Raw genomic sequence first — 26,498 nt, 5'->3', positions numbered from 1 at the left:
GCCGGGGCCGGGGCCGGGCTGTGTGCCGAGCCACGAAGGGAGGCGCTCGGCGGGGGGAACCCGTCAGACTTGTCCCGTGCGGATCACCTCGGCCCTCGTCGACCCGGCGCTGCTCGACCTCCCCTGGTCGACCCCGCTGGAGGAGTGGCCCGCGGAGCACCTGGTGGCGCTGCCCCAGGGCATCTCCCGGCACGTCGTCCGCTTCGTCCGCCTCGGCGGCTACGTCTACGCGGTCAAGGAAACCGGCGAGCGGGTCGCCGAGCGGGAGTACGACCTGCTGCGCGCACTGGAACGGATGGGCTTCCCGTCGGTGGAGGCGGTGGCGATCGTCGCCGACCGGCAGAGCGACGACGGGGAGCCGCTCGACCCGGTGCTGATCACCCGGCACCTCCAGTTCTCGCTGCCCTACCGGGCGCTCTTCTCGCACACGCTGCGCCCGGAGACGATGGGCCGGCTGCTCGACGCGTTGGCCGCCCTCATCGTCCGGATGCACCTGACCGGCTTCTTCTGGGGCGACTGCTCGCTGTCGAACACGCTCTTCCGCCGGGACGCCGGGGCGTTCGCCGCCTACCTGGTGGACGCCGAGACCGGGGCGCTGCACCACTCGCTCTCCAACGGGCAGCGCGGCGAGGACCTGGAGATCGCCCGGGTCAACATCTTCGGCGAGGCGCTGGACCTCCAGGCCGCCGGGCTGCTGCACGAGTCGATCGACCCGGAGGTGGTCTGCGAGGAGGTCGTGCAGCGCTACGAGCGGCTGTGGCACGAGATCACCTACGAGCAGCAGGTCGAGCGGGAGGCCCGGCACGACATCGAGGGGCGGATCCGCCGCCTCAACGAGCTGGGCTTCGACGTCGCCGAGGTGGCCATGTCCACGATCGACAACGGGCGTTACCTGATCCGGCCGAAGGTGGTCGACGCCGGCTACCACACCCGGCGGCTGCTGCGCCTGACCGGCCTGGACGCCGAGGAGAACCAGGCCCGCCGGCTGCTCAACGACCTCGACGCCTACCGGGCCGAGAGCGACCTGACCGACGAGCAGCAGGCCGCGCACCGCTGGCTCACCGAGGTCTTCGAGCCGGTGGTCCGGGCCGTGCCCGCGCACCTGCGCCGCAAGCTGGAGCCGCAGGAGCTCTTCGCGCAGATCATCGAGCACAAGTGGCTGCTCTCCGAGCGGGCCGGCCGGGACGTCGGGATGGCCCCGGCCGTGCAGTCGTTCCTCTCCGACGTGCTGGTGCACCGTCCCGACGAGCAGGCCGTGCTCGGCGTGGAGGTCCCCACCGCCTGACGCACGAGGCCCGACGCCCAGCCGGCGCTCCTCCTCGGGTGGTGGGGTCTCGCGGCCCTTTCGAGCTGATGTCGTAGACGACTCAGACGGACGAGGGCGGCTGATGTCGCAAACGACTCAGCTCGACAGCGCTGGCGCGACAGGGGCCAGGTGCGGCAGGGGCGTCGGCCCTGCCCGGCGGCAGGACCACCAGCGGCAGGACCGCCGGGCAGGTGCGGCAGGAGCGCCGGTCCGGCCGCCGGTCACTCCACCCAGGAGCCTCCGCGCATCACCCGGACCACGTCGAGGTCGTCGTCGAGCACCACCAGGTCGGCCCGCAGCCCGACCTGGAGCGCGCCCAGCCGGTCGCCGAGGCCGATGGCGCGCGCCGGCGTGGTGGCCGCCATCCGGACGGCGTCCGCGACGGGGATCCCGGCGTCGACCGCGTGCCGCAGCGCGGCGTCCATGGTCAGCGTGCTGCCCGCGATCGCGCCGTCGCGGGCCAGCCGCGCCACGCCGTCCGCGACCGTGACGGCCTGGCCGCCGAGGTCGTACTCGCCGTCGGGCATACCGGCGGCGGCCATCGCGTCGGTGATCAGGGCCGATCGCTCGGGGCCCGCCGTCGACGTGGCGAAGGCCAGCGTCCCGCCGTGCAGGTGCACGCCGTCGGCGACCAGCTCGCAGACGACGTTCGGGGCGTCCAGCAGGGCCACCACCGGGCCGGGCTCGCGGTGGTGCACCGGTCGCATCCCGTTGAACAGGTGGGTGCCGACGCTCGCGCCCGCCGCGACGGCGGCGCGGGTCTCGTCGTACGTGGCGTCGGTGTGGCCGACCGCGGCCACCACCCGGTGCGCGGTGAGCAGCTTGATCGCCTCCAGCGCGCCGTCCCGCTCGGGGGCGAGGGTGACCATCCGCACCGCCCCGCCGCCCAGCTCGATCAGCTCGGTCAGCTCGTCCGCCGAAGGGTCGCGGAGGTACTCGGGGTTCTGTGCGCCGCAGCGGGCGGAGGAGAGGTAGGGGCCCTCGAAGTGGATCCCGGCCAGCACCCCCTCGGTGACCAGCGGCGCGAACGCCTCGGTGGCCGCGCGCATCAGGTCGAACGGCGAGCTGACCAGGCTGGCGAGCAGGGTGGTGGTGCCGTGCCGCAGGTGGAAGTCGGCGGCCTGCCGGGCCTGCCCGGCGTCGCCGGTGGTGAAGGTGTGCCCACCACCGCCGTGGGTGTGCATGTCGACGAAGCCGGGCACGATCCAGTGTCCGTCGCGTACCGACGGATACTCGGCCACCGCTGTGATCCGGTCCCCGTCCACCTCCACGCAGCCCTGCCGGATCACACCGGTCGGGGTCACCACCTTGCCGTTCACCCGGTGGGCCATCACTTCTCCAGTTTGTCGAGGGCCAGCAGGGCGGCGCCGAGGCACCCGGCCTCGTCGCCGAGGGCCGCCGCGACCAGGCGCGGCTCCCGGTGGAACGTCATCCGCTCGTGCAGCGCGCTCCGCAGCGGGTCGAACAGCAGCGCGCCGGCCCGGGCCAGCCCGCCACCGAGCACAACGGTCTGCACGTCGAAGAGGGACTGGCCGGTGGCCAGCCCGTCGGCGAGCGCCTCGACGGCCTCCCGCCAGACGTCCACCGCCAGCGGCTCGCCGGTCGCCGCCCGCTCGGCCACCTCGGCGGCGGTCGCCGTGACGCCGGCCAGCTCCGAGTAGCGCCGGCCGATGGCGGAGGCGGAGGAGACCGCCTCCAGGCACCCGGGGCGGCCGCAACCGCAGCGCGGCCCGCCGGGGCGTACCAGGATGTGGCCGATCTCGCCGGCGGCGCCGTGCGCGCCGGTCGCGGCGGTGCCACCGACCACGTGCGCCGCGGCGATCCCGGTGCCGATGGCGACGAAGAGCACCTCCTCGGCGTCGCGGCCGGCGCCGAGCCGGGCCTCGGCCAGGCCGCCGGCGCGCACGTCGTGGCCGAGCGTCGCCGGCAGCCCGAGCCGCTCCCGCGCCAGGTCCCGCAGCGGTACGTCCCGGAAGCCCACGTTCGCCGACCAGACGGCGACGCCGCGTGCCTCGTCGATCACCCCGGGCACGGCGATGCCGACCGCGACCGGGTCGAGCCCGTCGGCGCGGGCCACTGCGGCGAGTCCCTCGGCGACCCGCAGGACGGTGTCGACCACGGCGTCCGGGCCGCGCCCGGCCCCGGTGGGGTGCCGCTCGGCGCGCCGCACGGCGCCGTCCGCCCCGACCAGGGCGCACTTCATCCCGGTGCCGCCGACGTCCAGCGCGACGACGACCTCGGCTGCGCTCACGCGAGTACCACGGAACGGCTCAGGTGTCGGGGCGCGTCGGGGTCGAGGCCCCGGCTGGTGGCGAGCGCGACGGCGAAGCGCTGCGCCAGGATCAGGTCCGCCATCGGGTCGACCGGCGTGCGCCCCGCCGCCCAGCTGGCGAGCACGGTGCGGCAGCCGTGGGTGCGGCTGTGCACGAACGCGGCCCCCGTCGCCGCCACGTCCTCCGCCAGCCCGTCGGGCAGCTCACCGAACGCCCAGACCAGCCGACCGGGCGCGGCGACGGAGATCGGCCCGTGCCGGTAGTCCATCGCCGGGTACGCCTCGGCCCAGAAGGTGGCCGCCTCGCGGCACTTCAGCGCGGCCTCCTGCGCCAGCCCGACCGTCCAGCCGCGACCGAGGAAGGTGACCTGCTCGATCCGGGTCGGGTCGATCGGCAGCGGGGCGCGCACGGCCACCTCGGCGTCGGCGGCCAGCGCGTCGATGTTGTCGCCGAGGTGGGCGCGGAGCAGGGCCAGGGCGGTGGTCGCGAAGCGGGTCTGCACCACCGAGCGCTCGTCGGCGAAGGCGAGGGGCACCGCCGCGTCGGCCAGCGCGACGGCGGGGGAGTCGGGGTCGCCGACGAGGACGGTGGTCGGCACCCGCCCGCGCAGGGCGGCGAGCAGCTCGGTCACCTCGGTGGTGGTGCCGGAGCGGGTGATCGCGACGAGCCGGTCGTAGCGCCGCCCGGTGGGGAACTCGGAGGCCTGGAAGGCGTCGGTCTCGCCCTGGCCGAGGTGTTCGCGGCGGGCCGCGTACGCCATCGCCATGAACCACGACGTGCCGCACCCCACGACGGCGACCCGCTCGCCGGGGCGGGGCAGATGGGCGGTCGCCGAGGCGGCGAGTCGCGCCGCCTCCCGCCAGCAGTCGGGCTGGCTCGCGATCTCGGCGTCGACGTACGACATGAGAACTCCTACGCAGGGGAGCGGTGCGCAATACGGCTCGTTAGGGCCGCCTTTCGCGCGTTATTCTGCGCGAAAGCGGCTGGCTGTGGCAACCGGCTCGGGGATCGCGCACGCCATGGTTTTGCGCCCTCGTAGTTTCGCGCACTACTGTGCACGCAATCAATCACCGACCGTGCAGTAGCTGGAGGGCCCGGGGTGGACCGGTACGCCAGATGGAACGCCCTGCTCGAGATGCTGACCGACAGTGGTCGGGTGAGCGTCGAGGAGGCCGCCGAGCGGTTGGACGTCTCCCAGGCCACCATCCGGCGCGACTTCGACCAGCTCGCCCAGCAGCAGATGATCACCCGGACCCGGGGCGGGGCGGTCGCCAACGGCGTCTCCTACGACCTGCCGCTGCGCTACAAGACCGCCAAGCACTCGGCGGAGAAGCAGCGGATCGGCGCCGCCGCCGCGGCGCTGGTCTCGCCCGGCACCGTGGTGGGCCTCAACGGCGGCACCACCAGCACGGAGGTGGCCCGGGCCCTCGCCGTCCGGCCCGACCTCAACACCAGCGCCGAGGGCGCCCAGCTGACCGTGGTCACCAACGCGCTCAACATCGCCAACGAGCTGCTGGTCCGCTCGCGGATGAAGGTCGTGGTGGCCGGCGGCGTGGTCCGCCCGAAGTCGTTCGAGCTGGTCGGCCCGCTGGGCGGGGCGCTGCTGCGGGAGGTCACCCTCGACGTCGCGCTGCTCGGCGTGGACGCCATCGACCCGCAGCTCGGCGCCGCCGCGCACCACGAGGGTGAGGCCGCGATGAACAACCTCATGGTGGCCCGGGCGAAGCGGGTGGTGATCATCGCGGACTCGTCCAAGTTGGGTGGCCACGCCTTCGCCCGGATCTGCCCGGTGGACCGGGTGGAGACGCTGGTGACCGACTCCGGCGCGAATCCCGAGGTGGTGGAGGCGTTCCGCGCCGCCGGCGTCACCGTCGTCTGCGCCTGACCCGCCATCGATCGGCGCGTCGTGCATACCGGGTATTGCGCGGCACTGCATACCGCGTATGGTGTCGCCTGTCATACACCCATCGGGGGAGGTGCAGCTTGCCAGCTGTCCTGGAGATCGAAGGTCTCCGCAAGACGTACAAGAGCCGCCGGCGCGGCACTCGCAACGCGCTGGACGGTTTCGACATGCGGGTCGAGGAGGGGCAGGTGCACGGCTTCCTCGGCCCCAACGGGTCGGGCAAGACGACCACGCTGCGTACGCTGCTCGGCCTGATCCGGCCCAACGCCGGCCGGATGGCGATCCTCGGACACGAGCTGCCCGCCGCGCTGCCCGCCGTCGCCGGCCAGGTCGGCGCCATCGTGGAGAGCCCGCAGTTCTTCCCGCACTTCACCGCGCGCGACACCCTCTCCCTGCTGGCCGGAGCCGGCGACGTGCCCCGGCAGCGGGTCGACGAGGTGCTCGAACTGGTGGGGCTGCGCGACCGTGCCGGCGAGCGGGTCAAGACCTACTCGCTCGGCATGAAGCAGCGGCTCGCGGTCGCCTCGGCGCTGCTGAAGAACCCGAAGCTGCTGATCCTGGACGAGCCGGCCAACGGCCTCGACCCGGGCGGCATCCGGGAGATGCGCACGCTGACCCGCGGGCTCGCCGAGTCCGGGATGACCGTGGTGCTCTCCAGCCACATCCTCGGCGAGATCCAGCTGATCTGCGACTCGGTCACCATCATCTCGCTGGGCCGGCGGGTGGCCCACGGCCCGGTCGAGCAGGTGCTCGCGCAGCACTCCTCCGGCGCGCTCCGGGTGCGGCTGGAGGCGGTCGCCGACCTGCCGGTCGCCGCCGAGGCGCTGACCCGCGCCGGGCTCCGGGTGGACGGTCACGCCGACCACCTGATGCTCGCCGGGGTCGACAAGCCGGCCACGGTGACCCGGCTCCTCGCCGAGCAGGGCCTCTACGTGAGCGAGCTCGCCCCGGTCGCCGTCGACCTGGAGAGCGTCTTCCTCGAATTGACCGCCACCGCGCCGGTACCCGGCCAGCACCGGCAGGTCGACCAGTCCACGAAGGTCGGCGGGGCGGGACAGCCCGGCACCGCCGGAGGAGGGTGGGGCGCGTGAGCCTCTACCGTACGGAGCTGCGCCGGCTCGCCAAGCGGCGCTTCACCCGCTGGATGAGCCTGCTGGGCCTGCTGGTGCTCGCGATGGTGGTGATCGGGGTCTTCTTCACCAACGAGAAGATCGACGCCGCCGCGCTGGCCAAGGCCGAGCGCGCCGCCGAGCAGCAGTGGCAGCAGGACGTCCGGCAGAACGAGCGGTACCGCGCGGAGTGCGAGCGGGCGAAGGCAGCCGGCACGGGGCAGAGCGACGGCTTCCCGGAGGACTGCGCGACGATCCAGCCGCCGCCGCGCGAGGCGATCGAGGCGCGGTGGTTCCTGCCCTCCACCTTCGACTTCCGGGAGAACTTCGGCGACACGCTGCTGCCGCTCGCCGCCATCCTCGCGCTGGTCGGGTTCGTGGTCGGCGCCTCCTTCGTCGGGGCGGAGTGGAACACCGGCGGCATGATGAACCTGCTGCTCTGGCGGCCGAGGCGGTTGACCGTACTGCTGACGAAGCTGGCGGCGCTGCTCACCGGCCTGGTGGCCCTGGCGGTGCCCACGACGGCGCTCTGGTTCGGCAGCTTCTGGCTGGTCGCCAGCCTGCGCGGCAGCACGGCGAAGATGACCTCGGGGGCCTGGCAGTCCTTCGCCCTCACCGGGCTGCGCGGGCTGGTGCTCGCCGTGGTCACCGCGACCATCGGGTTCGCGCTGGCGTCGCTGGGGCGGCACACCGCGATGGCCCTGGGCGGGGTGATCGCCCTGATGGTCGTCGGCCAGTTCGGCCTCGGCGTCCTGCTGGCCATGGCCGGCGTGCGCTTCGCCGAGGCGTGGCTGCTGCCCACGTACGCCGTCGCGTGGATGCAGAAGAAGGTGACGCTGGAGGACTGGAACGCCTGCCAGGCCACCTACTTCGGGGAGTGCAAGCCGGACACCCTGGAAATCACCTGGCAGCAGTCGTCGCTGCTGCTCGCGGTCGGGTTCACGGTGATCCTCGGCGCGGCCCTCTGGGCGATGCGCCGGCGGGACATCTCCTGACCGGGCGGTGCGACCGGCGGCTCTCCCCGGCCTCCGGTCGCACCGCCGCACGGGAGCCGGTCCCCCGGGGCCGGTCCCGGGCCGGGGCCTGCCGACCGGGGTCCGGGCGACGCGACGGCCCTCCGGGGCGGCGACGCGGGTGGCCGCCGGGGCGCGGGCACGGGGTGAACCGGAGCGGTCACGTTCCGGCACGCTCGCCCGATGCGGACCGGGTCGGCCCTGGTTAGGCTGGTGTCCCCCCGGGCCGGTGTCCTGCCGTGCCGCCCCACCAGCCCCACGAGGAGCGCCATGCAGCCCGCCGACGCCGCCCCGGCCGCCACCGAGCCGCCGACGGCGGACGGTACGGGCCAGTCGGGCGCGCCGGGCCAGCGGGGCGGGGCGGGGCAGTCGGGCGGTTCGGGTACGGCCGACGACGTGCGGGAGGCGGGGGTCGTCCCCCAGCCGCGCACCGGTCCCGACGCCGCGGCGCCGGCCGTCCCGCAGCCTCGTCCGGCGACGGAACCGGTCGCCGAAACGGCGCCACCGGCCGCGGCGGGCACCCGGCCGGAGAGCGGGCTGACCGAGCGGGAGCTGGGCATCCTCGCCTTCGAGCAGCAGTGGTGGCGGCACGCGGGCGCCAAGGAACAGGCCATCCGGGACACCTTCGGGCTCTCCGCCACCCGCTACTACCAACTGCTCAACGCGTTGCTCGACAACCCGGCGGCCCTGGCCGCCGAGCCGGTGCTGGTCGGCCGGCTGCGCCGGCTGCGGTCGTCGCGGGCCCGCAACCGCCGCCGCTGAGCTCGCCGCCACCTTTCGCACCGCCGGCCCGCTCTGGGCTGTCTTGCGCCCCCGCGTGGGCCGGGTCCCGTTCGACCGGGCGGGCGCCGGGCGCCCGCGGCACCGGCCCGGCCGGCCCCGCCGCCCGGCCCGGGAGTCGGGCGAATGTCGGCGACCCACGCGGGTAGGCGGGTGTCGTTCCGGGCCGCGACTCGCGGCCGGTTCACGTTCCGGGCCGTGACCGGCGGCCCGGGGCCGACGGAGGGAGCGGGCGATGACGGGAATCAACCCGAGCCGGCCACCGGAAGGTGCGACCGGCACCGCACATCAGGCCCGGCAGGAAGCGTCCCGGGTCGGGCACCAGGCGGCCCAGGCCGGCGGACAGGTCGCGCACGCGGCCGCGGAACAGGGCGGCCAGGTGGCGTCGGAAGCCCGGCGGCAGGCGCGCAACCTGACCGGTGAGGCCGGCACGCAGTTGCGCGACCAGGCCCATGCGCAGCAGCGGCGGGCCGCCGAGGGGCTGCGCAGCATCGGGCGCGAACTCGGCTCGATGGCGGAGCGGAGCGAGGACTCCGGGATGGCCGGTCAGGCGGTCCGCCGCGCCGCGGACGCCGCCCAGCAGGCCGCCGGCTGGCTCGACGAGCGCGAACCCGGGGCGGTGGTCGAGGAGGTGCGGGCGTACGCGCGCCGGCACCCGGGCACCTTCCTGGCCGGCGCGGCCCTGGCCGGCATGCTGGTCGGGCGGCTCACCCGGAACCTGACCGCCTCGGGCGACGGGGCGCACGGCGTCCGGCCGTCTCCGGACGGCGGAGCGCGGGGCGGCCAGCCGTCCACCCCGCCGCCGGCCGCCGCGCCCATGCCCGGCGGGCCGCAGCCGTACGAGCGGACGGTCGAGGCACCGTACGAGGCCGAGGGGGCGTACTCGGGGACGGCCCGGGTGCGCAACGCCGCGCCGCCCGGCCGGCCGGGGCCGGACATCCCGGGTGGGGTGGCCCCGTGAGCGCCCCGGAGAGGGAGCGGACCCAGTCGGTCGGGAACCTGCTGGGCGACGTGACCCGGGACTTCTCCACGCTGGTCCGCAAGGAGGTCGAGCTGGCCAAGGCGGAGCTGCGCGAGGAGGCGGGCCATGCCGGCAAGCTCGCCGGAATGTTCGGCGGGGCCGCGCTGGCCGGCTTCCTGACGGTGCTGTTCGTGTCGTACGCGCTGTGGTGGGGGCTGTCCAACGTGATGGACCAGGGCTGGGCGGCGCTGATCGTGGCCGTCATCTGGGCCGTCGTCACGGGCTTCCTGCTCTCCAGGGCGCGCAAGGAGAAGGCGCAGCTCCGCTCGGTGCTGCCCAGGACGAGAGAGACCGCACAGGAGATACCGAACGCGGTGCGAGGCCGGTGAGGTCGCCGGGAGGGAGAAGATCATGTCCAACGATCCGGACCGGATTCGGTGGGAGATCGAGAACACCCGGAACGAGTTGAGCAGTGACGTCGACGCGCTGGCCGACAAGGTCAACCCGCGACGGATCGCCGGTGAGCGCGTCGGGCAGGCTCGTGGCGCGCTCACCCGGGCCAGGGAGAAGGTGATGGGCGTGCAGACGGACGGGCAGGGCGCCGCACAGCGGGTGTCCCACGCGGCCGGAGAGCGGGTGTCGCACGCGGCCGACTCGGCGCGGGCGCTCGGGGAGCAGTCCCGGGAGCAGGTGTCGCACGCCGCGGCCTCGGTGCGGGACGAGGCCCGCTCGCTCGGCGAGCAGTCCCGCCAGCACGCGCGGGGAAATCCCCTCGCCGCCGGCCTGATCGCCTTCGGCGCCGGGCTGCTGGTCTCGTCGCTGATCCCGCCCAGCCGGCCGGAGCGACGGCTGGCCGGGCAGGCCAGGGGCAAGGTGAGCGAGCACTCCGACCAGCTCCGCGAGCAGGCCGGGCACCTGCGCGAGCAGGCGAGCCAGGTCGGCCACGAGATGCGCGACAACCTGCGCGAGCCGGCGCAGCAGGCGGCCCAGGCCGTCCGCTCCACGGCCGCCGGGGGCGCCTCGGCCGTACGGGAGCAGGGCATGTCGGCGGCGCACCAGGTGCAGGGGCAGGCGCATGAGACCGCCGACGACCTCCGTCGCCGCTGAGGCGACCAGGGTGGTGGGGGCGGCGCGGACCATGCGGGTGAGTTCCGCGTCCGCGCCGCCCCCCGGCCGGCCCGGCAACGAGGACCTGGTCTTCCGGTTCGGGCCGTTGGTCGGCGTGCTGGACGGCGCGACCGTGCCGGAGGGCTTCGACACGGGCTGCGTGCACGACCCCGCCTGGTACGTCCGGCACCTCGCGGCCCGGCTCGGGCTCGCGGAGGCGGTCCGCCCGGCCGCCACCCTGACGAGCAACCTGGCGGCGGCGATCCTGGCGGTCCGGGGCGACCACGGCGACGCGTGCGACCTGGATCATCCGGGCACCCCGTCGAGCACGGTCTGCCTGCTGCGCGACGGCGGCGACCACGTCGACTACCTGGTGCTCTGCGACAGCCCGCTGGTGCTCGACGCCGGTGGCCGGGTCAGCGTCGTCACCGACGACCGGCTGGACGCCGCCACGGCCGAGCTGCGGGCCATGGTCGCCGCCGTGCCGGCGGGACCCGCCGCCGACCGGGTCGCCCGGTTCCGCCAGGCCGTCGGTGTGCAGCGGGCGCGGATGAACCGCACCCACGGCTACTGGGTGGCGGCCGCCGACCCGGACGCGGCGTTCCACGCGGTGACCGGGACGCTGCCGCTGCGCGGGCCGGGCGCGGTGCGGCGCGCCGCGCTGCTCAGCGACGGCGTGTCGGCGCTGGTGGAGCAGTTCGACCTCCTCGGCTGGGCGGGGCTGCTGGACGCGGCGTGCGCCGAGGGGCCGGGCGCGCTCATCGACCGGGTACGCGCCGCCGAGCGCGATCATCCGGATCGGCTGCGCCGGCACAAGTCGGCGGACGACGCCTCGGTGGTGCTCTGCGAGTTCGACGCACCGGCGCCCTGACTCGCTCCGGACTGGTCCGGGAGCGCCGGCGCTCCCGCCGCGTTCCGCCCTCCGTTTCCGGGAGCCCGACAGCGGAGCGTGAGGAGGAACACCATGCGGGGCCGACCGGCCGGTACCTTCCGCCGGATCGCCAGTCGAAGCCCGATGGGGTGGACTTGGGCCGGTGGGGGCGGCAGACTGCGGCACGTGGCGGGAACGGTCCGGTTGGAGCCGGTGGACGAGCAAAACCTGGAGCCGTTGCTCTCCGTAGCGGCGGCGGAGGCGGAGCCCGGCGACGTGATGCCGCCGGTGGAGGCCCCGGCGGGCTGGTCGCACGCCCGGCGCGATGCGTTCCGGGAGTTCCACCGGGCCAGCTTCGCCGGGCTGGAGGGCCCGACGGGCACCCGCATGTACGCGATCCTGGCCGGCGGCGAGGTGGTCGGCATGATCCGTATGACTCTGCGTGACGAGCCGGGCACGGTCGAGAGTGGGATGTGGCTGGGGCGCTCCGCTCGGGGCCAGGGAATCGGCGTGGCCGCCCTGCGCGAGTTGCTGAACGAGGCGGCGGCGGCCGGTATGCGGCTCGTCGTGGCGGAGACCACCGCCGACAACCGTGGTGCGGTGTCGGTCCTCCGCAAATGCGGCGCGAAATTGCGCGAGGACGGCGCGAAGGTGCACGCCGAGATATGTCTCGATTCGCCGCCGCCGGCATTGTGACGCGGTTCTTTTCGCCCTGAGTCGTCCCAGCCGGGACGTTCTCGTACGCCCGGTTCGGGACGGTGGAACCGGGCGTACCGCCGTTTCCCCGAATTGGCAGTGGGTGCGGCGCTCGCGTTTCTTCGCCAGGTCAACGGGTACTGCCCGCCGGGTCCTGTCGAACGGGACTCCTGATTGCGGTTCCGGCGCGTGCTGATTCCCGGCGGCCATTCTCCGAACAACGCCGTCCGGTGTCCGACGCTCCGGGGAGCGAAGGAGAACTGATGAGAAGCGGAGCACGAATCGGGCTTGCGGTCGGTTTCGGCTATCTGCTCGGCCGTCGGCGCAAGCTGCGTACGGCCCTCACCCTGGCCGCCGCGGTCGCGGCCGGTCGCGCGAGCCGGGAGCCCGGCGGGCTGCTGAAGGCCGGCGGCAAGCTGCTCCACTCGTCCCCGCACCTGGCCGACATCGGTCGCCTGGGTGGTCCGCTCGCCGCCGCCTCCAAGGCGGCCGCGACGGCCGCCGCCGGCAGCGGCATCGACGCGCTCGGCGGCAAGCTGCGCGGCTCGGCCGACGCGCTGCGTCGCCGGGGCGGCCCCGGCGGGCGGGGTGGCGACGGCCCCGGCGGGCGCGGGGGCGGGCCTGGCGGCGGAGGGCCTGGCGGCGGGTCCGCACGTGGCGGGTCCGAAGGTGGCGGTGGCGGTCCCGGCGGCGGTTCCAACGGCGGCGGTTCCAACGGTGGCGGCTCCGGCGGGCCCAACGGCGGCGGACCTGGCGGCGGCCGGCCCAACGGCGGTGGCGGTCAGCCGGGTGGCGGCGGCGACCGGCCGGACCGGGGCGCGGGCGGCGGTTCCGCTGCCGGAGAGCGGGGGCGGTGACGATGAACGACACGACGAATCCCGGTGGCCTCGGGGCCCGGATCCGGGGCCAGCTCGTCGGCGAGGCGCGGAACCTTGCCAGCGCGATCGGCGAGCGTGCGACGCACGCGGTGACCGAGCGGATCACGGCCGCGACCGGCCGGCTCAACGACTACGCCAAGCAGGGCGGCGGCCCCGGTCTGATCGCCGCCGCGACGGGTGCGCGTCAGCTCTCCGAGGGCGGCTCGCCCGCGAAGGCCATGGTCCAGGCCGGACTGGCCGGCGGCAAGGAGAAGGTGATGTCGGCACTCGGCAGGGGCGGCAGGGGCGGCAAGGGCGGCGACGGTGGCGGCGGCAAGATCAAGGTGACGAACATCGTCGAGGCGATCGAGGTCGGCGTGCCGGTCCGGGTCGCGTACGACCAGTGGACCGAGTTCGGTGACTTCCCGAGCTTCATGAAGAAGGTCGAGAGCGTCGACACCGAGTCGGACGAGAAGCTGACCTGGAAGGCACAGGTCTTCTGGTCGCACCGCACCTGGGAGTCCACCATCGTCCGGCAGATCCCGGACAGGTTGATCCACTGGCGCTCGAAGGGAGAGAAGGGCTCGGTCGACGGCACCGTCAGCTTCCACGAGCTGACGCCGGACCTGACCCGGATCCTGGTGGTGCTGGAATACCACCCGCAGGGCTTCTTCGAGCACACCGGCAACCTGTGGCGGGCCCAGGGCCGCCGCGTCCGGCTGGAGATGAAGCACTTCGTCCGGCACGTGATGACCCAGACCGTCCTCGACCCGGATGCGGTGCGGGGCTGGCGCGGCGAGATCGAGGACTCGCGGGTGGTCCGGGACCACGAGACCGCGCTGCGCGAGGAGCAGGAGGAGCGCGAGCTACGGGAGGAGGGGCGGGATGAACGCGAGCCGCGCGGCCGCCGTCGGCCTCCCCCGCGCCGCGGCCCGGCCGAGGACGAGTACGAGGACGACGACGGCGACTACGACGAGTACGAGGAGGAGCCGGGGGAGGACCGGCCCGCGCCGCGCCGCCGGGCCCCGGAGCGGGCCCGCCGCCCCCAACCCCGTGACGAGCCCCGGCCCCGCCGCTCCCCGGAGGCGCCCCGCCGACCCGAGCTACGCCGTCGACGGGAGGATCGCGACTGACGCACCGCGCCGCCCGGCGGGGCGGTATACCCGCCGGCGGCCGGCCGGGCCCTGCCGGCGGGGCGGGCACACCGGCCGCCGGGCGGGCCCCGCCGGCGGCCCCGGCGCTCAGCCGGCCCGCTTCTCGGCGTAGGCGGCCAGCCAGGCGACCTGGGCCGGGTCCAGGGACGGGCGGACCCTGGCGCGGGCCGCCGCCACGTGCGCGACGCTGACCGTGGACGCGCTCAGCGACTCCCGCATGGCGGCCAGCGCCGCCTCCCGCACCAGCGCGGCGCAGTCCGCCGCCGAGAAGCCCTCCAGCTCCGCGCCCAGCGCCGCCAGGTCCACCTCGGGCGCCAGCGGCACGTTGCGCGACGAGGCCCGCAGGATCTCCGCCCGCGCCGGGGCGTCCGGCGGCGGCACGTAGACGAGCCGTTCCAGCCGCCCCGGGCGCAGCAGCGCGGGGTCCACCAGGTCCGGCCGGTTGGTGGCACCGACCACCACCACGTTGCGCAGCGTCTCCACCCCGTCCAGCTCGGTCAGCAGCGCGGCCACCACCCGGTCGGTGGTGCCGCCGTCGCTGGCCTGCCCGCGTACCGGGGCGAGCGCGTCCACCTCGTCCAGGAAGATCAGGGTGGGCGCGGCCTCGCGGGCCCGGCGGAACAGCTCCCGCACGGCTCGCTCGCTCTCGCCGACCCACTTCGACAGCAGCTCGGCTCCCTTCACCGAGAGCACGTTGGCCCGCCCCGAGCCGGCCAGCGCCGTGACCAGGTAGGTCTTGCCACAGCCCGGCGGGCCGTAGAGCAGCACGCCGCGCGGCGGCTGCACGCCGAGGCGGGCGAAGGTGTCCGGGTAGGTCAGCGGCCAGAGCACCGACTCGGTCAGCGTCTCCTTGACCTCCACCAGGTCGCCCACGTCGTCGAGCGTCACCGAGGCCAGCTCCAGGGTGGACGCCGCCATGGTGGTCGGGCGGACCACCTCCAGCGCGGCGGTGAAGTCGGCCATCGCCACCGTCGGCGTCTCGGCCGACTTCTGCCGCAGCGCCGCGCGCACCCCGGCCTCGCGCAGCAGCGCGGCCAGGTCGGCGGCGACGAAGCCGGGGGTACGCCCGGCCACCTCGTCGAGGCGCACGTCGTCGGCGAGCGGGACCTGCCGGGTCAGCACGGTCAACTGCTCCCGGCGCAGGGCCGCGTCCGGCAGCGGGACGCTGATCCGCAGCGACAGCAGGTCGGGGGCGCGCAGCGCGGGGTCGACCGCCTCGGGCCGGCCGGTGGTGCAGACGACCGCCACCCCCGCCAGTACGGTCTCGGCGACCACCTGCCGGAACACGGTGGACACCGGCCCCGGCCGGTCGGCGGGGGCGAGGGCCTCCACGTCGGTCACCAACAGCACCCCCGGGCCGTGCGCGCGAGCCTCGGCGGCGGCGGCGCGCAGCCGGTCGGCGGCCGCCTGGTTGGTCAGCGCGGCCAGCTCCGGCGCCCAGAGCGGGCAGACCCGGGCCCCGACCCGGGCGGCGACGGCGCGCACCAGCGCGGCCTTGCCGGAGCCGGCCGGCCCGGCGACCAGCACGCCCAGCGAGATCGTGGTGCCCAGCCGGCCGAGCACCTCCCGGTGGTGGAAGCCGAGGTCGAGCAGCTCGGTCAGCTCCTCGGCCTGGGCCCGCAGGCCCGGCAGCTCGTCCACGGCCGGCCCGGTCTCCGCCTCCGCCCCGACCGCCCCGTCCGGCCCGGCCGTCCTCGTCGCGTCGCTCCCGGCCGCGTCCGCCCCGTCGCTCCCGGCCGCGCCGTGGGTGATCTGGCCGTGCTCCCAACCGACGACGGTGTCCATGGTGACCAGGGCGCCGACGCCGGGCCCGGCGTCGACGACCGTGAGCAGGGTGCTGGTCCAGGCGTACCCGACGCTGTTGGAGAGGCTGCGCCGGGCGGCCTCCACCAGGCTGCGTACCGAGGCGTCCGGCAGCACGTCCTGCGGCAGCAGCGACACGTCGTCGCCGGTCGTCACGACCTTGCCCAGCAGGGCCAGCCGGAGCATCTCGGGGGAGACCACCGCGGCGACCTGCGCCGGGCCGGCGAGGAGCACCCGCCCGGCCGCGGTGACCGGCAGGGGGCTCACCGTCACCTGGCCGCCGTCGCGGACCCCGAGGTTGCCCAGCATCAGGTCGTCGGCGTAGAGCAGCGCGGTGCTGGTCGACGGCTCGGCCGGCGCGACGATGCCGGCGGTCACCCGCCGGCCCGCCAGCCGAACCGGGTCGCCGGGGCGCAGCGCCAACGCGGTGAGCACCTCCGGGTGCAGCCGGACGATGCCCCGTCGGGCGTCGAGCGCCGCCGGCCGCAGGCTCGCGGTCAGGGTCAGGTCGGGTTCGGCCACCGCCCGACCCTAGCCGCCGCCGGCACGCCTCGCCCGGCACCGGTGCCTTTCCCGGTCAACGGGGCGGGCCACCCCCGTCGAGCAGGGAGGGGTCGCGACGGATCAGCTCGGCCAGCCGTCCTGCCGGGTCGGGGGCCAACCCCTCCCGGGCCGGCGTCCAGGCCGGCACCGTCTTGCCCGACATGGGCCACGCCGGCGGCGGCGCGACGGGCTCCAGTTCGACCGTGACGCCCGCGTCGGTCCAGCCGATCCGCAGCGGGTACGCCTCGCCGTCGTGCTCGACGCGGAGGCCGACCGCCATGCCGGGATGCCCGGCGACCACCCGGCGGACGGCCTCGGCGACCTCCGCCACCGGGTCACGCGGCTCGGTGCCGCGCCGGGTGTCGGTCCAGCCGGGCCCGGCGTTGCGCCCCTCGCCCCGGGGCTCGGTGCGCCCCGGCCCCGGGTCGTCCGGGGTCTCCGGCGGCCCGGCGGTCCCCCCGCCCGCCGTCGTCTCGGCGGCGCGCCGCCGCAGCGCCTCCTCGCGGCGGGCCATCCGGGCCAGTGTCTCGTCCAGTCCACCTCTCATCACGACCACCCCTTCTCGGGAAACGGGTCGAACCGTAGGCCCCTCAGGACTTCCTCTCCCGGGTGGCCCGCTCCAGTGCGCGGTCGAGGACGACCAGCAGGGCGTCCCGCACCGAGAGCCGGTCGCGGGCGTCGAACTGCACCAGGGGAACGTGGTCGCCGACGGCCAGCGCCCACCTGATCGCGTCGAGGTCGTGCGCCAGCCGCCCGTCGAAGGCGTTCACCCCCACCACGAAGGGCAGACCGGCCCGCTCGAAGAAGTCGATCGCCGGGTAGCAGTCGTCGAGCCGGGCGCTGTCCACCACCACCAGCGCGCCGAGCGCCCCCAGGGCAAGGTCGTCCCACATGAAGCCGAACCGGGCCTGCCCCGGGGTGCCGAACAGGTACAGCTTCAGGCTGCGGTCGATGGTGACGCAGCCGAAGTCCATCGCCACCGTCGTGGTGGTCTTCGCGGAGCGTACGCCCGGGTCGTCGACGCCGATGCCCGCGCTGGTCATCTCCGCCTCGGTGGTCAGCGGGGCGATCTCGGAGATCGCGCCGACCGTGGTGGTCTTGCCGACCCCGAACCCCCCGGCGATGAGGATCTTGACCGGGATCGGCGGCGCGGCGGCGGGGGCGGGGCGGGGCACGGCGGCCACCCCCGTCGCCGGTGACCGGTACGGCGGCGGCGCCGACGAGGCGGGCTGGGGCCCGGCCGCGGAGCCGTAGCGGGCGGTGGCGCTGTTGGCGACGATCCCGCCCAGCGGGGCGACCGGCCATTCAGGAGATCGCACGGAGTCCATCAATCACTCGCAGGATGATGTCGGGGTCGAGGACGTCGGCGCCGTCGTGCACGTCGAGGTGGCCCGCGGCGCGGAGGTCGCCGACGAGCACCCGGGTGACGCCGAAGTGCAGCCGGGTCCGGGCCGATATCTCGGCGACCGAGATCGGCTCGCCGCAGAGCGCGACGATCGCCTGCGACTCCGGTGCCAGCCGGCTCAGCGGCGCCGCCCGGTCCGCTGCCGGCCGGGCGGTCACCTGCGTCTCCAGCCCGATCGCCGGGTCGGCACCGGCCACCCGGCCGGCGGTGAGTACGAAGGGTCGCAGGCCGGCCGGCCCCTCCTCGGGCTCCGGCGCGGCCGTGGCCGCCGGCAGACCGGGCCGGGCGTCGTCCGGGGAGGACGCGCGCAGGTAGGGCCGGATTCGGAAGCTGGGCTCCGGGTCCGGCCCCGCACCGGCGGCCTCGGGGCTCATTGCTGGGCGGCGTTCTTCAGCTCGGCGATCAGTCTCGGGGTGAGGGCGCCACCGGCCCGCCCGGCGAAGAGCGTCATCTCGTACGCGACGGTGCCGAGGTTCGCCGAACGGTCCGCGACCACCCCGAGCACCGAGCCGCTGCTGATCGCGCTGATCAACAGGTAGCCCTCGGCCATGTCCACGACGACGCGGTTGAGTCCGCCGAGGGCGTACCAACTCGCCGCGCCGCCGGCGAGGCTGGTCATGCCGGAGACCACCGCGGCGAGCCGCTCCGCGTTCGAGCGGTCCTTGATCGCCGACATGGCCATGAGCAGCCCGTCCGACGAGACCGCGATCGCCTCCAGCACCCCGGCCGTGCTGGAGGTGAAGGAGTCCAGCAGCCAGTTGAAGGTGCGTGCCTCCGGGCTCAGGTCCCCGGCGGCCGGGTTCTGGTGGTCGACGTTGTCGTGCGGGAAGGGGCTGGTCACCGTGATGTTCCCTCTTCGTGGCGGCGGTCTTGACTGACTTCACTCAGGGCGCGGGCGACGCCCGCCTCGAACTCGTCGAGGAGTTCCCGCACCTTGTTCGGGTCGCCCGGCGGCGGGCTGTCGGGCGGGCGCGCGGGGGTGGCGGCGAGGTTCGCCCCGGGCACCCGCCGGGTCAGCCGCGACGCCGCCAGGTCGGCCTTCGGCCGGCCCGCCTCGGCCCGGCGTACGCCGGACTCGACCGCCTCGACGAGCGCGCGGGCCGCGGCGGGGTCCGTGCCGACGACCTCCACCGGCCCGCGCACCGGCCCGGTTCGCGGCGGGCCGTTCGCTGTCCGGGCCGCCGGTGCGGCCGCGCGCAGGGTGGCACCCGGCACCCGTTGCCGGATGCCCGCCGGGGCGGGCCCGGTCGGCGCGGCGGACGCGTCGGTCGACGGCACGCTCCGGGGGGCGCCGACGGTGGCCGGCTGGCCGGGCGTCGGGTCGTCGGGGCTGGTGGGGCTGGTGGGGGACGCCGCCGGGGCCGCGTCGGCGGGCTCGTCGCCCGGGGTGAAGGCGTTCCAGGACCGGCCGGACTCCATGGTGCGGCTGGCCCGGCTGAGCAGCGCGGCGTCGAAGCCGGAGGGCAGGGCGTCCGGCGCGGCCGGGTCGGCCCGGGTGGCGTCCTGCGGGTCGACCGGGGAGCGCCGGTCGCGGGCGGGCACGGCGGCCCGCGCCACGGTGACCCCGGCCCGCTCCGCCGCCCGGTGGGTCACCAGTGACGTCTCGGGGATCTCCAGGTACGCGGTGACCCCGCCGCCCGCGGTGGGTGCCAGCCGAACCGTCCAGGCGTGCCGGCGGGCCAGCCGGCCCACCACGAAGAGCCCCAGCACCTCGGTGGGCGCGAGGTCGAGCCGCTCCCGCCGGGTGAGGCGGGCGTTCTCCTCCGCCAGCCGCTCCTGGCTCATGCCGATGCCCTGGTCGACCACCGTCAGCCGCGCCCCGGCGCCGGTCGGCTCGCCGCCGACGGTGACCCGGGTGTGCGGCGGGGAGAAGACGGTCGCGTTCTCCATCAGCTCCGCCAGCGCCAGCACGAGGTCGCCGACGGTGCCGGGCGCGACCGAGACGCCCGGCGGGACCCGCACGTCGACCCGGGTGTAGTCCTCGATCTCGCCGAGCGCCAGGCGGACCACGTCGCCGAGGGGCACCGGCGCCACGTGGGGATCCGCGCCGGTCGAGCCGGAGAGCACCACGAGGCTGCCGGCGTTGCGGCGCAGCCGGCTGGAGATGTGGTCGAGGCGGTACAGGTCCTCCAGCCGGGTGGGGTCGGCCTCCTGCCGCTCCAGCCGGTCGATGAGCGCGATCTGCCGGCCGACGAGGTTCTGCGTACGGCGGCCGACGTGGCCGAACATCTGCGCCACGTTGCGCCGGCCGGCCACCTGCCGCTCGACGAGCCGGGCCGCGGTGCTCTGCACCCGGTCGAACGCCCGGGCCAGGTCGCCGATCTCGTCGCGGGCCCGTACGTCCACCGGGTCGAGGCGGACCGGCGCGCTCCCCTCGGCCTCGTCGTCGGCGACCCGGGTCAGCTCCGCCTCGGCGACCCGGGCGACCCGGTCGGCCGAACGGGTCAGCCGGGTCAGCGGCCGGGCCACCGTCCGGGCGACGGCCGCGCTGAGCAGCACCACGACGGCGAGGATCAGCGCGGCCAGGCCGCCGACCAGGTACGCCTCGGTGAGCGCCCGGCGCTGCTGCGTCGTCACCTCCGCGATGACGTCAGCGACGAGCTTCTTCTCGATGAACTGCCCGAAGGTGATCATCGAGCGGACCGACGGGAAGAGCGCGTCCAGCGGGATGTTCCGGACCGCGCCGGCCGGGTCCAGGGCGCTGGTGGTGAGGAAGTCCGCGCTGGTGCGGGCGGCCACCGCCGCGTCGTTGAGCGTCGCCAGCTTCAACTGCTCCGGCGTGATGAGGCTGCGGAACCGCTGGTTGTCCACCCGGAGCGCGGCCATGCAGGCCACGTACGAGGCGGTCACCCGGGGGGAGTCGGTGGCCTTGACCAGCACGATCAGGGTGGCGCAGGCGCCCAGCCCCTCGTCGAAGCGGAGCAGCCCGTCCAGCGCCAGCACCTGTCGGCCGGCCGCCGTGCCGGTGTCCACCCCGAACGGCAGCCGCAGCGACTCGATCAGTCTCGTGTTGACCGGCCCGTAGGCGCCCATGATCTGGTCCGGGGTGGCGGCACCTGCGAGCACGGCCGCCCGCAGGTCGGTCAGCCCGCGTACGCCCTGCAGAGCCTCGGTGACCCGGCGCGGCAGCAGGTCGCTCCGGCTGGCGCGCAGGTCGGCGACCCGGTCGTCCACGGTGGCCGTCTTCCGCACCAGCTCGGAGCGGGTGACCCGGCCGAGCAGCAGACCGACGGAGAGGACGCGTTCCTGCTGCAGGTCCTGCACGAGGCTGCCGATCCGGCTGGCGAAGCGGACGCGCTCGGCGATGTCGCCGGCCCGCTGCGCGGCGGCCACCCGGTCGAGCACCGCCGGCACGGCGAGCCCCACCATGCTCAGCAGCGGGATGACGACGAGCAGCGCGAGCTTGCCCCGGATCCGGAGCCTAGCGAGCAGCATCGACGGGCCCCCACTGCGCTGTCCCGGGCTCGCGGGCCGACCCGACCGGCTGGAGCTGGCGGGGCTCCGGGCCGCGGCTGGCCGGCCGCCACGGGGCGTCACCCGGCGGCGCGCCGTCCCGCTCGCGCCGGGCCTGCGCCGCGCGCCGCCGGGCCCGCCGGGCGGCGGCGAACCACACCCAGCCGAGCGCCCCCCACAGCAGGACGGTCAGCACGGCCGCCCCGACCGTGAGCCGACGGTCCCGGTCCAGGCCGTCGCGGCGCTCGGCGAGCAGGGCGTCGAGTTCGCCCAGGATGACGGGCTGGAGGCGCTTGGCGGCGGACTGCGCGTCGAGCCGGGCGGCGGCGACCCGCGCCTGGTCCACCCCCGTGCTGTGGTCGGCCGGCGCGGAGTGGGCCGCCAGCGCCTCGACGGCGCGCTGGTAGGTGTCGAGCGGGGTCAGCACGCTCGGGCCGAGATCGGCGCTCTCCGAGTTGTCCACGGCGGCCCGCAGGTCGCTGACCAGGTCGCCGGCCGGGGCGAGGGCGGCCACCCGGAGGGCGGCCAGCTCGGCCGCGGTCCGGTTCCGGTCGGCGGCGGGCCGGCGGTCGGCGAGCACGGCCAGGTCGGCCAGCCGCCCGGTCGCCACCATTGCCTCGGGCAGGTCCCGGCCGGCGCCGTCCTGGAGGAAGAAGGAGTCCGACCGGGGGTCGCGGACCAGCCCCGAGGTCTCCCGGACCTTGCGGTGCAGGGCCAGCAGCAGGTCGGTCGCCTCGCCGTACGTCGCGAAGGCCGCCTCCGGGTCGGCCGGGCCGCGGGCGCCCAGCGCCTCGATCCTGGCCCGCAGGCCGGCCCAGCGTTCCTGGGTGCGCAGCTCGTCGCCGATCCGCGCGTCGACCGAGGCGGCGGCCTCGACCGCGACCGTCAGCGCCGCGCCGGAGGCGGGCCGGGCGGCGACGGCGGCCGACTGCGCGTCCACCAGAGCCTCGGTGACGGGGGCGAGGGCGCGCAGGTACTCCACGCCCAGCCGTTCCCGGCCGGCGAGGTCCCGGTCGTCGGCGGTGAGCCGCCAGGCCTGCGCGAAGAGCAGGGTCGTCGGCACGAGCAGGGCGGTGAGGAGCAGCAGCGGCAGTACGCGGCCCACCGCGGAGGGCCGCCGACGGTCCGGTGGCGCGGGGACACTCATGGTCTGTCTCCTCCGGCGGGAGCGCGGGATCGTGGGGTGTCGGGGTCGACGGTGAAGTCCCGTGCACCGGACCGGAAAACTAACCGACCGACGCGGGGCTGTTCCCGTGCCGCGGAGTCGGCTTTGCGTCATCGGCCCCGATGTCACGTTTCGTCCGTAGGGGGCTACGCTGCGTGCGAATCCAGCGAGTGACATGGATGGATCGGAGCGGATTCTCCATGAAGATCGGAATTCACGTGATCCGAATTCATCTCGCTGGATGGCCCGTGTCCGCGGCGGTCGCACCGCTTCGGACACCGATCGGATCAACCGGACGGACGTACGGAGGATCTCAGCCAACGCTCAGCGAACGGCCCGTACCGTGTGCCGCATGAGATCGCCGTTGTCGGCCGCGTGGATCCGGCGTGCCCTGCCCACCCGGCGGCGCGCCGTCGCCGCGACGGTGGTCGTCCTGCTGCTCGCCGCCGCCGTGACCTGGGCGGTGCTGCCGCGGGGGCCGGTCGTGCGCACCGAGGCGGCGTTCGTGAACGTCTCCTCCGGGCCGGCCGGCGACGAGCCGGTCGACCTGGACACCACCTTCTACCTGCCCGAGGACGCCTCGGCGGGGAACAGGGTGCCGGCGGTGCTGCTGGCGCACGGCTTCGGCGGCACCAAGGACTCCGTCCGCGCCGACGCCGAGGAGTTCGCCGGGCGCGGCTACGCGGTGCTCACCTGGACGGCGCGGGGCTTCGGCCGCAGCGGCGGGCAGATCCACCTGGACCACCCCGACTACGAGGTGCGGGACGCGCAACGGCTGCTGGACTGGCTCGCCGCCCGCCCCGAGATCCGCACCGACGCGGCCGGCGACCCGAAGGTCGGCGTCGTCGGGGGCTCGTACGGCGGCGGCCTGGCGCTGCTGCTCGCGGCGCAGGACCAGCGCGTCGACGCGATCGTGCCGATGATCACCTGGAACGATCTGGCCCGCTCCTTCCTGGCGGAGAGCACCGGCAAGGAGCCCACCGAGGGCGTGTTCAAGGCCGGCTGGGCCGGCCTCTTCTTCGGCGGTGGCGGCAACGTCGGCTCCGGGCCGGCCGGGCTCTCCGGCACCGGCGCCGCCCAGCCCGAGGGGGCGCCCGTCTCCGCCGGCCCGCCCAGCCCGGGGCCGGGCGCCGGCCCGGGCACCGGTCCGGGGCGCGCCCCCGCCGGGGCCGCCGACCCGGCGTGCGGCCGGTTCGCCGCCGACATCTGCGCCGCGTACCTGCGCATCGCCACCACCGGTCGGGCCGACCAGGCCGCCGTGGACCTGCTGCGCCGCTCGAGCCCGGCCGGGGTGCTCGACCGGATCAAGGCGCCCACCCTGCTGGTGCAGGGCGAGGCGGACACCCTCTTCCCGCTCGGCGAGGCGGACGCCAACGCGCGCGGCATCGCCGCCGCCGGCACCCCCGTCCGGGTCGCCTGGTTCACCGGCGGGCACGACGGCGGCGAGGGCCCGAAGACCGACTCGGACCGGGTGAAGTTCCTGACGGTGCAGTGGCTCGACCACTACGTCAAGGGCGAGGGCGAGGCTCCGGGCGACGACTTCACCTGGTCCCGCATCGCCGGCTTCGACGCCCTGGACCGGGGACTGGTGGCCACCGGCTACCGCACCGCCGACTACCCGGGCATCGCCGGCACGGCCCGCCGGGACGTACCGGTCGCCGGCCCCGCCCAGCCCGTGGCGAACCCGCCGGCCGGCAACCCCGCCGCCATCTCCTCGGTGCCGTTCGCCGGCGAGCTGTCGGCGCTGCTCGGCGGCGTGGCGGGGGACATCCCCGGCCAGCACGCCCGGTTCGAGTCGGAGCCGCTGGCCGAGGCGGTGGACGTGGTCGGCGCGCCGACCGTCGACATCCGGGCGGCGTCGCCGACCGGCGAGGCGGTGCTCTTCGTCAAGCTCTACGACGTCGACCCCAACGGCGCGGCCACCCTGCCAAACGGCCTGGTCGCCCCGGTCCGGCTCACCGGCCTGCCGCGCGAGATCGACGCCGCGCGGCCGGTCACCGTCACCCTGCCGGCGATCGTGCGCCGGATCGAGGCCGGGCACCGGCTGCGTGTGGTGGTGGCGACCTCGGACCAGGCGTACGCCACCCCGGTCCAGCCGGCCGTGCACACCGTCGCGGCCAACGGCGCGGTCGGCCTGCCGACCGTCGCCGGCGACCCGATCCCCACCTCCGCCACCGTGTGGCGCTGGGTGCTGGTCGGGCTGCTCGCCGCGATCGCGGTCGGGCTCGCGGTGGTCGTCGCCGTGGTCCGCCGCCGGCACCGCCGCCAGGACAGCTCCGTGCACCCGGAGTACGCGGGCGTCCCGCTCGCCGTGCGGCAGCTCCGCAAGGAGTACGCGGACGGCTTCGTCGCCGTCTCGAACGTCGACTTCGAGGTGCACCCCGGTCAGGTCGTCGGCCTGCTCGGCCCGAACGGCGCGGGTAAGACCACCACGCTGCGGGTGCTGATGGGGCTGACCCAGCCCACCGCCGGCGAGATCTACGTCTTCGGGCACCGGCTCGTGCCCGGGTCGCCGGTGCTGTCCCGGATCGGCGCGTTGGTCGAGGGGCCGGGGTTCCTGCCGCACCTGTCGGGGCTGGAGAACCTGAGGGCGTACTGGCGGGCCACCGGCCGGCCGGCCGAGGACGCGCACTTCGAGGAGGCGCTGGCGATCGCCGGGCTGGGCGACTCCGTGCACCGGCGGACCAGGAACTACAGCCACGGCATGCGGCAGCGCCTCGCCATCGCGCAGGCCATGCTGGGCCTGCCCGAGCTGCTGGTGCTCGACGAGCCGACGGACGGGCTCGATCCACCGCAGATCGCGGAGATGCGCCGGGTGCTCCAGCGCTACGCCACCGACGGGCGCGCGGTGCTGGTCTCCAGCCACCTGTTGGCGGAGGTGGAGCAGACCTGCACGCACGCGGTGGTGGTGAACAAGGGCCGGATCGTGGCGTCGGGCCCGGTCGAGGAGATCGTCGGCGAGTCGCCGAGCGTGCTCTTCGACGTGACCGATCCGGTGGCCGCCCGGGCGGTGCTGGACGGCCTGCACGGGGTACGGGTGCTCCCCGACGGCGAGGGACAGCTCGTGGTGGACACCAACGGCACCGCCCGCAGCGAGGTGGTCGCCGAGCTGGTCCGGGCCGGCATCGGGGTGGACCGGGTGGTGCCGCGGCGCCGCCTGGAGGACGCGTTCCTCGCCCTGGTGGGCGAGAACTCTCGGGGAAGCGGGGACCGATGATGGCGGGCACGTCACCCACGGCGGGCGCGGCAGCCGGCTACCGGCCCTCGGCGACCCTGCCGTTCGGCGCCGAGTTCCGGCGGCAGGCGTCCCGGCGGCGTACGCAGCTCGCGCTCGGGTTCATGGTGCTGCTGCCGTTGATCATCCTGATCGCGTTCCAGTTCGACACGGGCGACGACGACAACGGGCGCGGGGAGTTCGGCAGCCTGGTGGAGTTTGCCACCTCTGGCGGGCTGAACTTCACCCTCTTCACGATCTTCGTGTCGGCGTCGTTCCTGATGGTCGTGGTGGTGGCGCTGTTCTGCGGCGACACGGTCGCCAGCGAGGCGAGCTGGGGGAGCCTGCGCTACCTGCTGGCGGTACCGGTGCCCCGCGCCCGCCTGCTCACGGTGAAGCTGCTGGTCGCGCTCGTCTACTCGGCCCTGGCGCTGCTGCTGCTCGCCGGCACCGCCCTGCTGATCGGCACCCTGCGCTACGGCTGGGAGCCGCTGCGCAGCACGGTCGCCGCCCAGCTCGAACCGGGGGAGGGCCTGCTGCGGCTGCTGGGGGCCCTCGGCTACCTGGCGGTGGTCCTCCTGGTGGTGGCCGGCCTGGCGTTCCTGTTGTCGGTGGTCACGGACGCCGCGCTCGGCGCGGTCGGCGGCGCGGTGCTGCTCTGGATCCTCTCCAGCATCCTCGACCAGATCACCGCGCTGGGCGCGCTGCGCGCGTTCCTGCCGACGCACTACAGCAACGCCTGGCTGGGGCTGCTGTCGACGCCGGTGCAGACCGACGACGTGGTACGCGGCGCGATTTCCGCGATCAGCTACGCGACGCTCTTCTGGGGGCTGGCCTTCTGGCGCTTCACCCGCAAGGACATCACCAGCTGAGGTCCTGCGCGCC

General features: G+C 75.5%; 24 protein-coding genes. 14 read left to right on the top strand and 10 right to left on the bottom strand.

Going from position 1 to position 26,498, the window contains the following annotated elements:
• The first annotated feature begins 76 nt into the window (after positions 1 to 76).
• Positions 77 to 1,285 carry a DUF4032 domain-containing protein gene (locus V6V16_RS10985; RefSeq protein ID WP_334561850.1) on the top strand — a complete coding sequence of 403 codons (1,209 nt, stop codon included), beginning with the start codon at positions 77 to 79 and terminating at the stop codon, positions 1,283 to 1,285.
• A 242-nt stretch (positions 1,286 to 1,527) separates the two neighbouring features.
• Here the strand turns inward: V6V16_RS10985 and nagA are convergent, their stop codons facing one another.
• Genes nagA through V6V16_RS10970 form a run of 3 tightly spaced genes read right to left on the bottom strand, consistent with a single transcriptional unit; the run spans position 1,528 to position 4,483 of the window.
• Positions 1,528 to 2,637: an N-acetylglucosamine-6-phosphate deacetylase gene (gene nagA / locus V6V16_RS10980; protein WP_334561848.1), complete on the bottom strand. Its 1,110-nt coding sequence runs from the start codon at positions 2,635 to 2,637 to the stop codon at positions 1,528 to 1,530.
• Positions 2,637 to 3,557 carry an ROK family protein gene (locus V6V16_RS10975; protein WP_334561846.1) on the bottom strand — a complete coding sequence of 307 codons (921 nt, stop codon included), beginning with the start codon at positions 3,555 to 3,557 and terminating at the stop codon, positions 2,637 to 2,639. Before V6V16_RS10975 ends, nagA begins: the two co-directional genes overlap by 1 nt.
• Positions 3,554 to 4,483 carry an SIS domain-containing protein gene (locus V6V16_RS10970; RefSeq protein ID WP_334561844.1) on the bottom strand — a complete coding sequence of 310 codons (930 nt, stop codon included), beginning with the start codon at positions 4,481 to 4,483 and terminating at the stop codon, positions 3,554 to 3,556. The genes V6V16_RS10975 and V6V16_RS10970 overlap by 4 nt, the downstream gene beginning before the upstream one ends.
• A gap of 195 nt (positions 4,484 to 4,678) precedes the next feature.
• On the opposite strand from V6V16_RS10970, the gene V6V16_RS10965 reads away from it, so the two are divergent.
• From V6V16_RS10965 to V6V16_RS10915, 11 genes are all read left to right on the top strand, one after another.
• On the top strand, positions 4,679 to 5,464 hold the full coding sequence (locus V6V16_RS10965) for a DeoR/GlpR family DNA-binding transcription regulator (protein ID WP_334561843.1): 786 nt from the start codon (positions 4,679 to 4,681) through the stop codon (positions 5,462 to 5,464).
• A gap of 98 nt (positions 5,465 to 5,562) precedes the next feature.
• A complete protein-coding gene (locus tag V6V16_RS10960) occupies positions 5,563 to 6,573 on the top strand; it encodes an ATP-binding cassette domain-containing protein (protein ID WP_334561842.1) in 1,011 nt (336 codons plus the stop codon).
• A complete protein-coding gene (locus V6V16_RS10955; protein ID WP_334561840.1) occupies positions 6,570 to 7,586 on the top strand; it encodes an ABC transporter permease subunit in 1,017 nt (338 codons plus the stop codon). The genes V6V16_RS10960 and V6V16_RS10955 overlap by 4 nt, the downstream gene beginning before the upstream one ends.
• Positions 7,587 to 7,874: 288 nt before the next feature.
• Positions 7,875 to 8,366: a DUF3263 domain-containing protein gene (locus V6V16_RS10950; RefSeq protein WP_334561838.1), complete on the top strand. Its 492-nt coding sequence runs from the start codon at positions 7,875 to 7,877 to the stop codon at positions 8,364 to 8,366.
• Positions 8,367 to 8,619: 253 nt separating this feature from the next.
• Entirely contained in the window at positions 8,620 to 9,345 is a 726-nt protein-coding gene (locus V6V16_RS10945; RefSeq protein ID WP_334561836.1) for a hypothetical protein, read from the top strand.
• Positions 9,342 to 9,734 (top strand): phage holin family protein, encoded by a 393-nt coding sequence (locus V6V16_RS10940; RefSeq protein ID WP_334561835.1) that lies wholly within the window; start codon positions 9,342 to 9,344, stop codon positions 9,732 to 9,734. The genes V6V16_RS10945 and V6V16_RS10940 overlap by 4 nt, the downstream gene beginning before the upstream one ends.
• A 22-nt stretch (positions 9,735 to 9,756) precedes the next feature.
• Positions 9,757 to 10,452 (top strand): DUF3618 domain-containing protein, encoded by a 696-nt coding sequence (locus V6V16_RS10935; protein ID WP_334561834.1) that lies wholly within the window; start codon positions 9,757 to 9,759, stop codon positions 10,450 to 10,452.
• Positions 10,421 to 11,323, top strand: coding sequence for a hypothetical protein (locus tag V6V16_RS10930; protein WP_334561832.1), 903 nt, complete (start codon positions 10,421 to 10,423; stop codon positions 11,321 to 11,323). Before V6V16_RS10935 ends, V6V16_RS10930 begins: the two co-directional genes overlap by 32 nt.
• A 186-nt stretch (positions 11,324 to 11,509) precedes the next feature.
• The gene (locus V6V16_RS10925; protein WP_334561830.1) at positions 11,510 to 12,019 is read left to right on the top strand and encodes a GNAT family N-acetyltransferase; all 510 of its coding nucleotides are present in this window, start codon (positions 11,510 to 11,512) and stop codon (positions 12,017 to 12,019) included.
• A gap of 263 nt (positions 12,020 to 12,282) precedes the next feature.
• Positions 12,283 to 12,876, top strand: coding sequence for a hypothetical protein (locus V6V16_RS10920; protein ID WP_334561829.1), 594 nt, complete (start codon positions 12,283 to 12,285; stop codon positions 12,874 to 12,876).
• A 2-nt stretch (positions 12,877 to 12,878) separates the two neighbouring features.
• Entirely contained in the window at positions 12,879 to 14,009 is a 1,131-nt protein-coding gene (locus tag V6V16_RS10915; protein ID WP_334561827.1) for an SRPBCC family protein, read from the top strand.
• Positions 14,010 to 14,117: 108 nt separating this feature from the next.
• Here the strand turns inward: V6V16_RS10915 and V6V16_RS10910 are convergent, their stop codons facing one another.
• Genes V6V16_RS10910 through V6V16_RS10880 form a run of 7 tightly spaced genes read right to left on the bottom strand, consistent with a single transcriptional unit; the run spans position 14,118 to position 22,381 of the window.
• Positions 14,118 to 16,355 carry an AAA family ATPase gene (locus tag V6V16_RS10910; protein ID WP_334561825.1) on the bottom strand — a complete coding sequence of 746 codons (2,238 nt, stop codon included), beginning with the start codon at positions 16,353 to 16,355 and terminating at the stop codon, positions 14,118 to 14,120.
• 55 nt (positions 16,356 to 16,410) lie between these two features.
• A complete protein-coding gene (locus tag V6V16_RS10905; RefSeq protein WP_334561823.1) occupies positions 16,411 to 16,923 on the bottom strand; it encodes a hypothetical protein in 513 nt (170 codons plus the stop codon).
• Positions 16,924 to 16,966: 43 nt separating this feature from the next.
• Entirely contained in the window at positions 16,967 to 17,704 is a 738-nt protein-coding gene (locus tag V6V16_RS10900; protein ID WP_334561822.1) for a GTP-binding protein, read from the bottom strand.
• A complete protein-coding gene (locus tag V6V16_RS10895) occupies positions 17,682 to 18,155 on the bottom strand; it encodes a DUF742 domain-containing protein (RefSeq protein ID WP_334561820.1) in 474 nt (157 codons plus the stop codon). Before V6V16_RS10895 ends, V6V16_RS10900 begins: the two co-directional genes overlap by 23 nt.
• Entirely contained in the window at positions 18,152 to 18,622 is a 471-nt protein-coding gene (locus V6V16_RS10890; RefSeq protein WP_334561818.1) for a roadblock/LC7 domain-containing protein, read from the bottom strand. Before V6V16_RS10890 ends, V6V16_RS10895 begins: the two co-directional genes overlap by 4 nt.
• Complete coding sequence (locus V6V16_RS10885) at positions 18,619 to 21,216, bottom strand: nitrate- and nitrite sensing domain-containing protein (protein ID WP_334561816.1); 2,598 nt, start codon at positions 21,214 to 21,216, stop codon at positions 18,619 to 18,621. The genes V6V16_RS10890 and V6V16_RS10885 overlap by 4 nt, the downstream gene beginning before the upstream one ends.
• Positions 21,203 to 22,381: a hypothetical protein gene (locus tag V6V16_RS10880; RefSeq protein WP_334561814.1), complete on the bottom strand. Its 1,179-nt coding sequence runs from the start codon at positions 22,379 to 22,381 to the stop codon at positions 21,203 to 21,205. The genes V6V16_RS10885 and V6V16_RS10880 overlap by 14 nt, the downstream gene beginning before the upstream one ends.
• Positions 22,382 to 22,751: 370 nt before the next feature.
• On the opposite strand from V6V16_RS10880, the gene V6V16_RS10875 reads away from it, so the two are divergent.
• Together V6V16_RS10875 and V6V16_RS10870 are read left to right on the top strand one after the other, a co-directional pair.
• Positions 22,752 to 25,616 carry an alpha/beta fold hydrolase gene (locus V6V16_RS10875; protein ID WP_334561812.1) on the top strand — a complete coding sequence of 955 codons (2,865 nt, stop codon included), beginning with the start codon at positions 22,752 to 22,754 and terminating at the stop codon, positions 25,614 to 25,616.
• Positions 25,613 to 26,485 carry an ABC transporter permease gene (locus tag V6V16_RS10870; protein WP_334561810.1) on the top strand — a complete coding sequence of 291 codons (873 nt, stop codon included), beginning with the start codon at positions 25,613 to 25,615 and terminating at the stop codon, positions 26,483 to 26,485. Before V6V16_RS10875 ends, V6V16_RS10870 begins: the two co-directional genes overlap by 4 nt.
• Positions 26,486 to 26,498: the final 13 nt, after the last annotated feature.

This window comes from Micromonospora sp. CPCC 205561, assembly GCF_036906775.1.
Classification (GTDB): Bacteria; Actinomycetota; Actinomycetes; order Mycobacteriales; family Micromonosporaceae; genus Micromonospora.
Note: the sequence above shows the minus strand (reverse complement) of the source record. Positions and strands in the feature narration are given on the sequence as shown.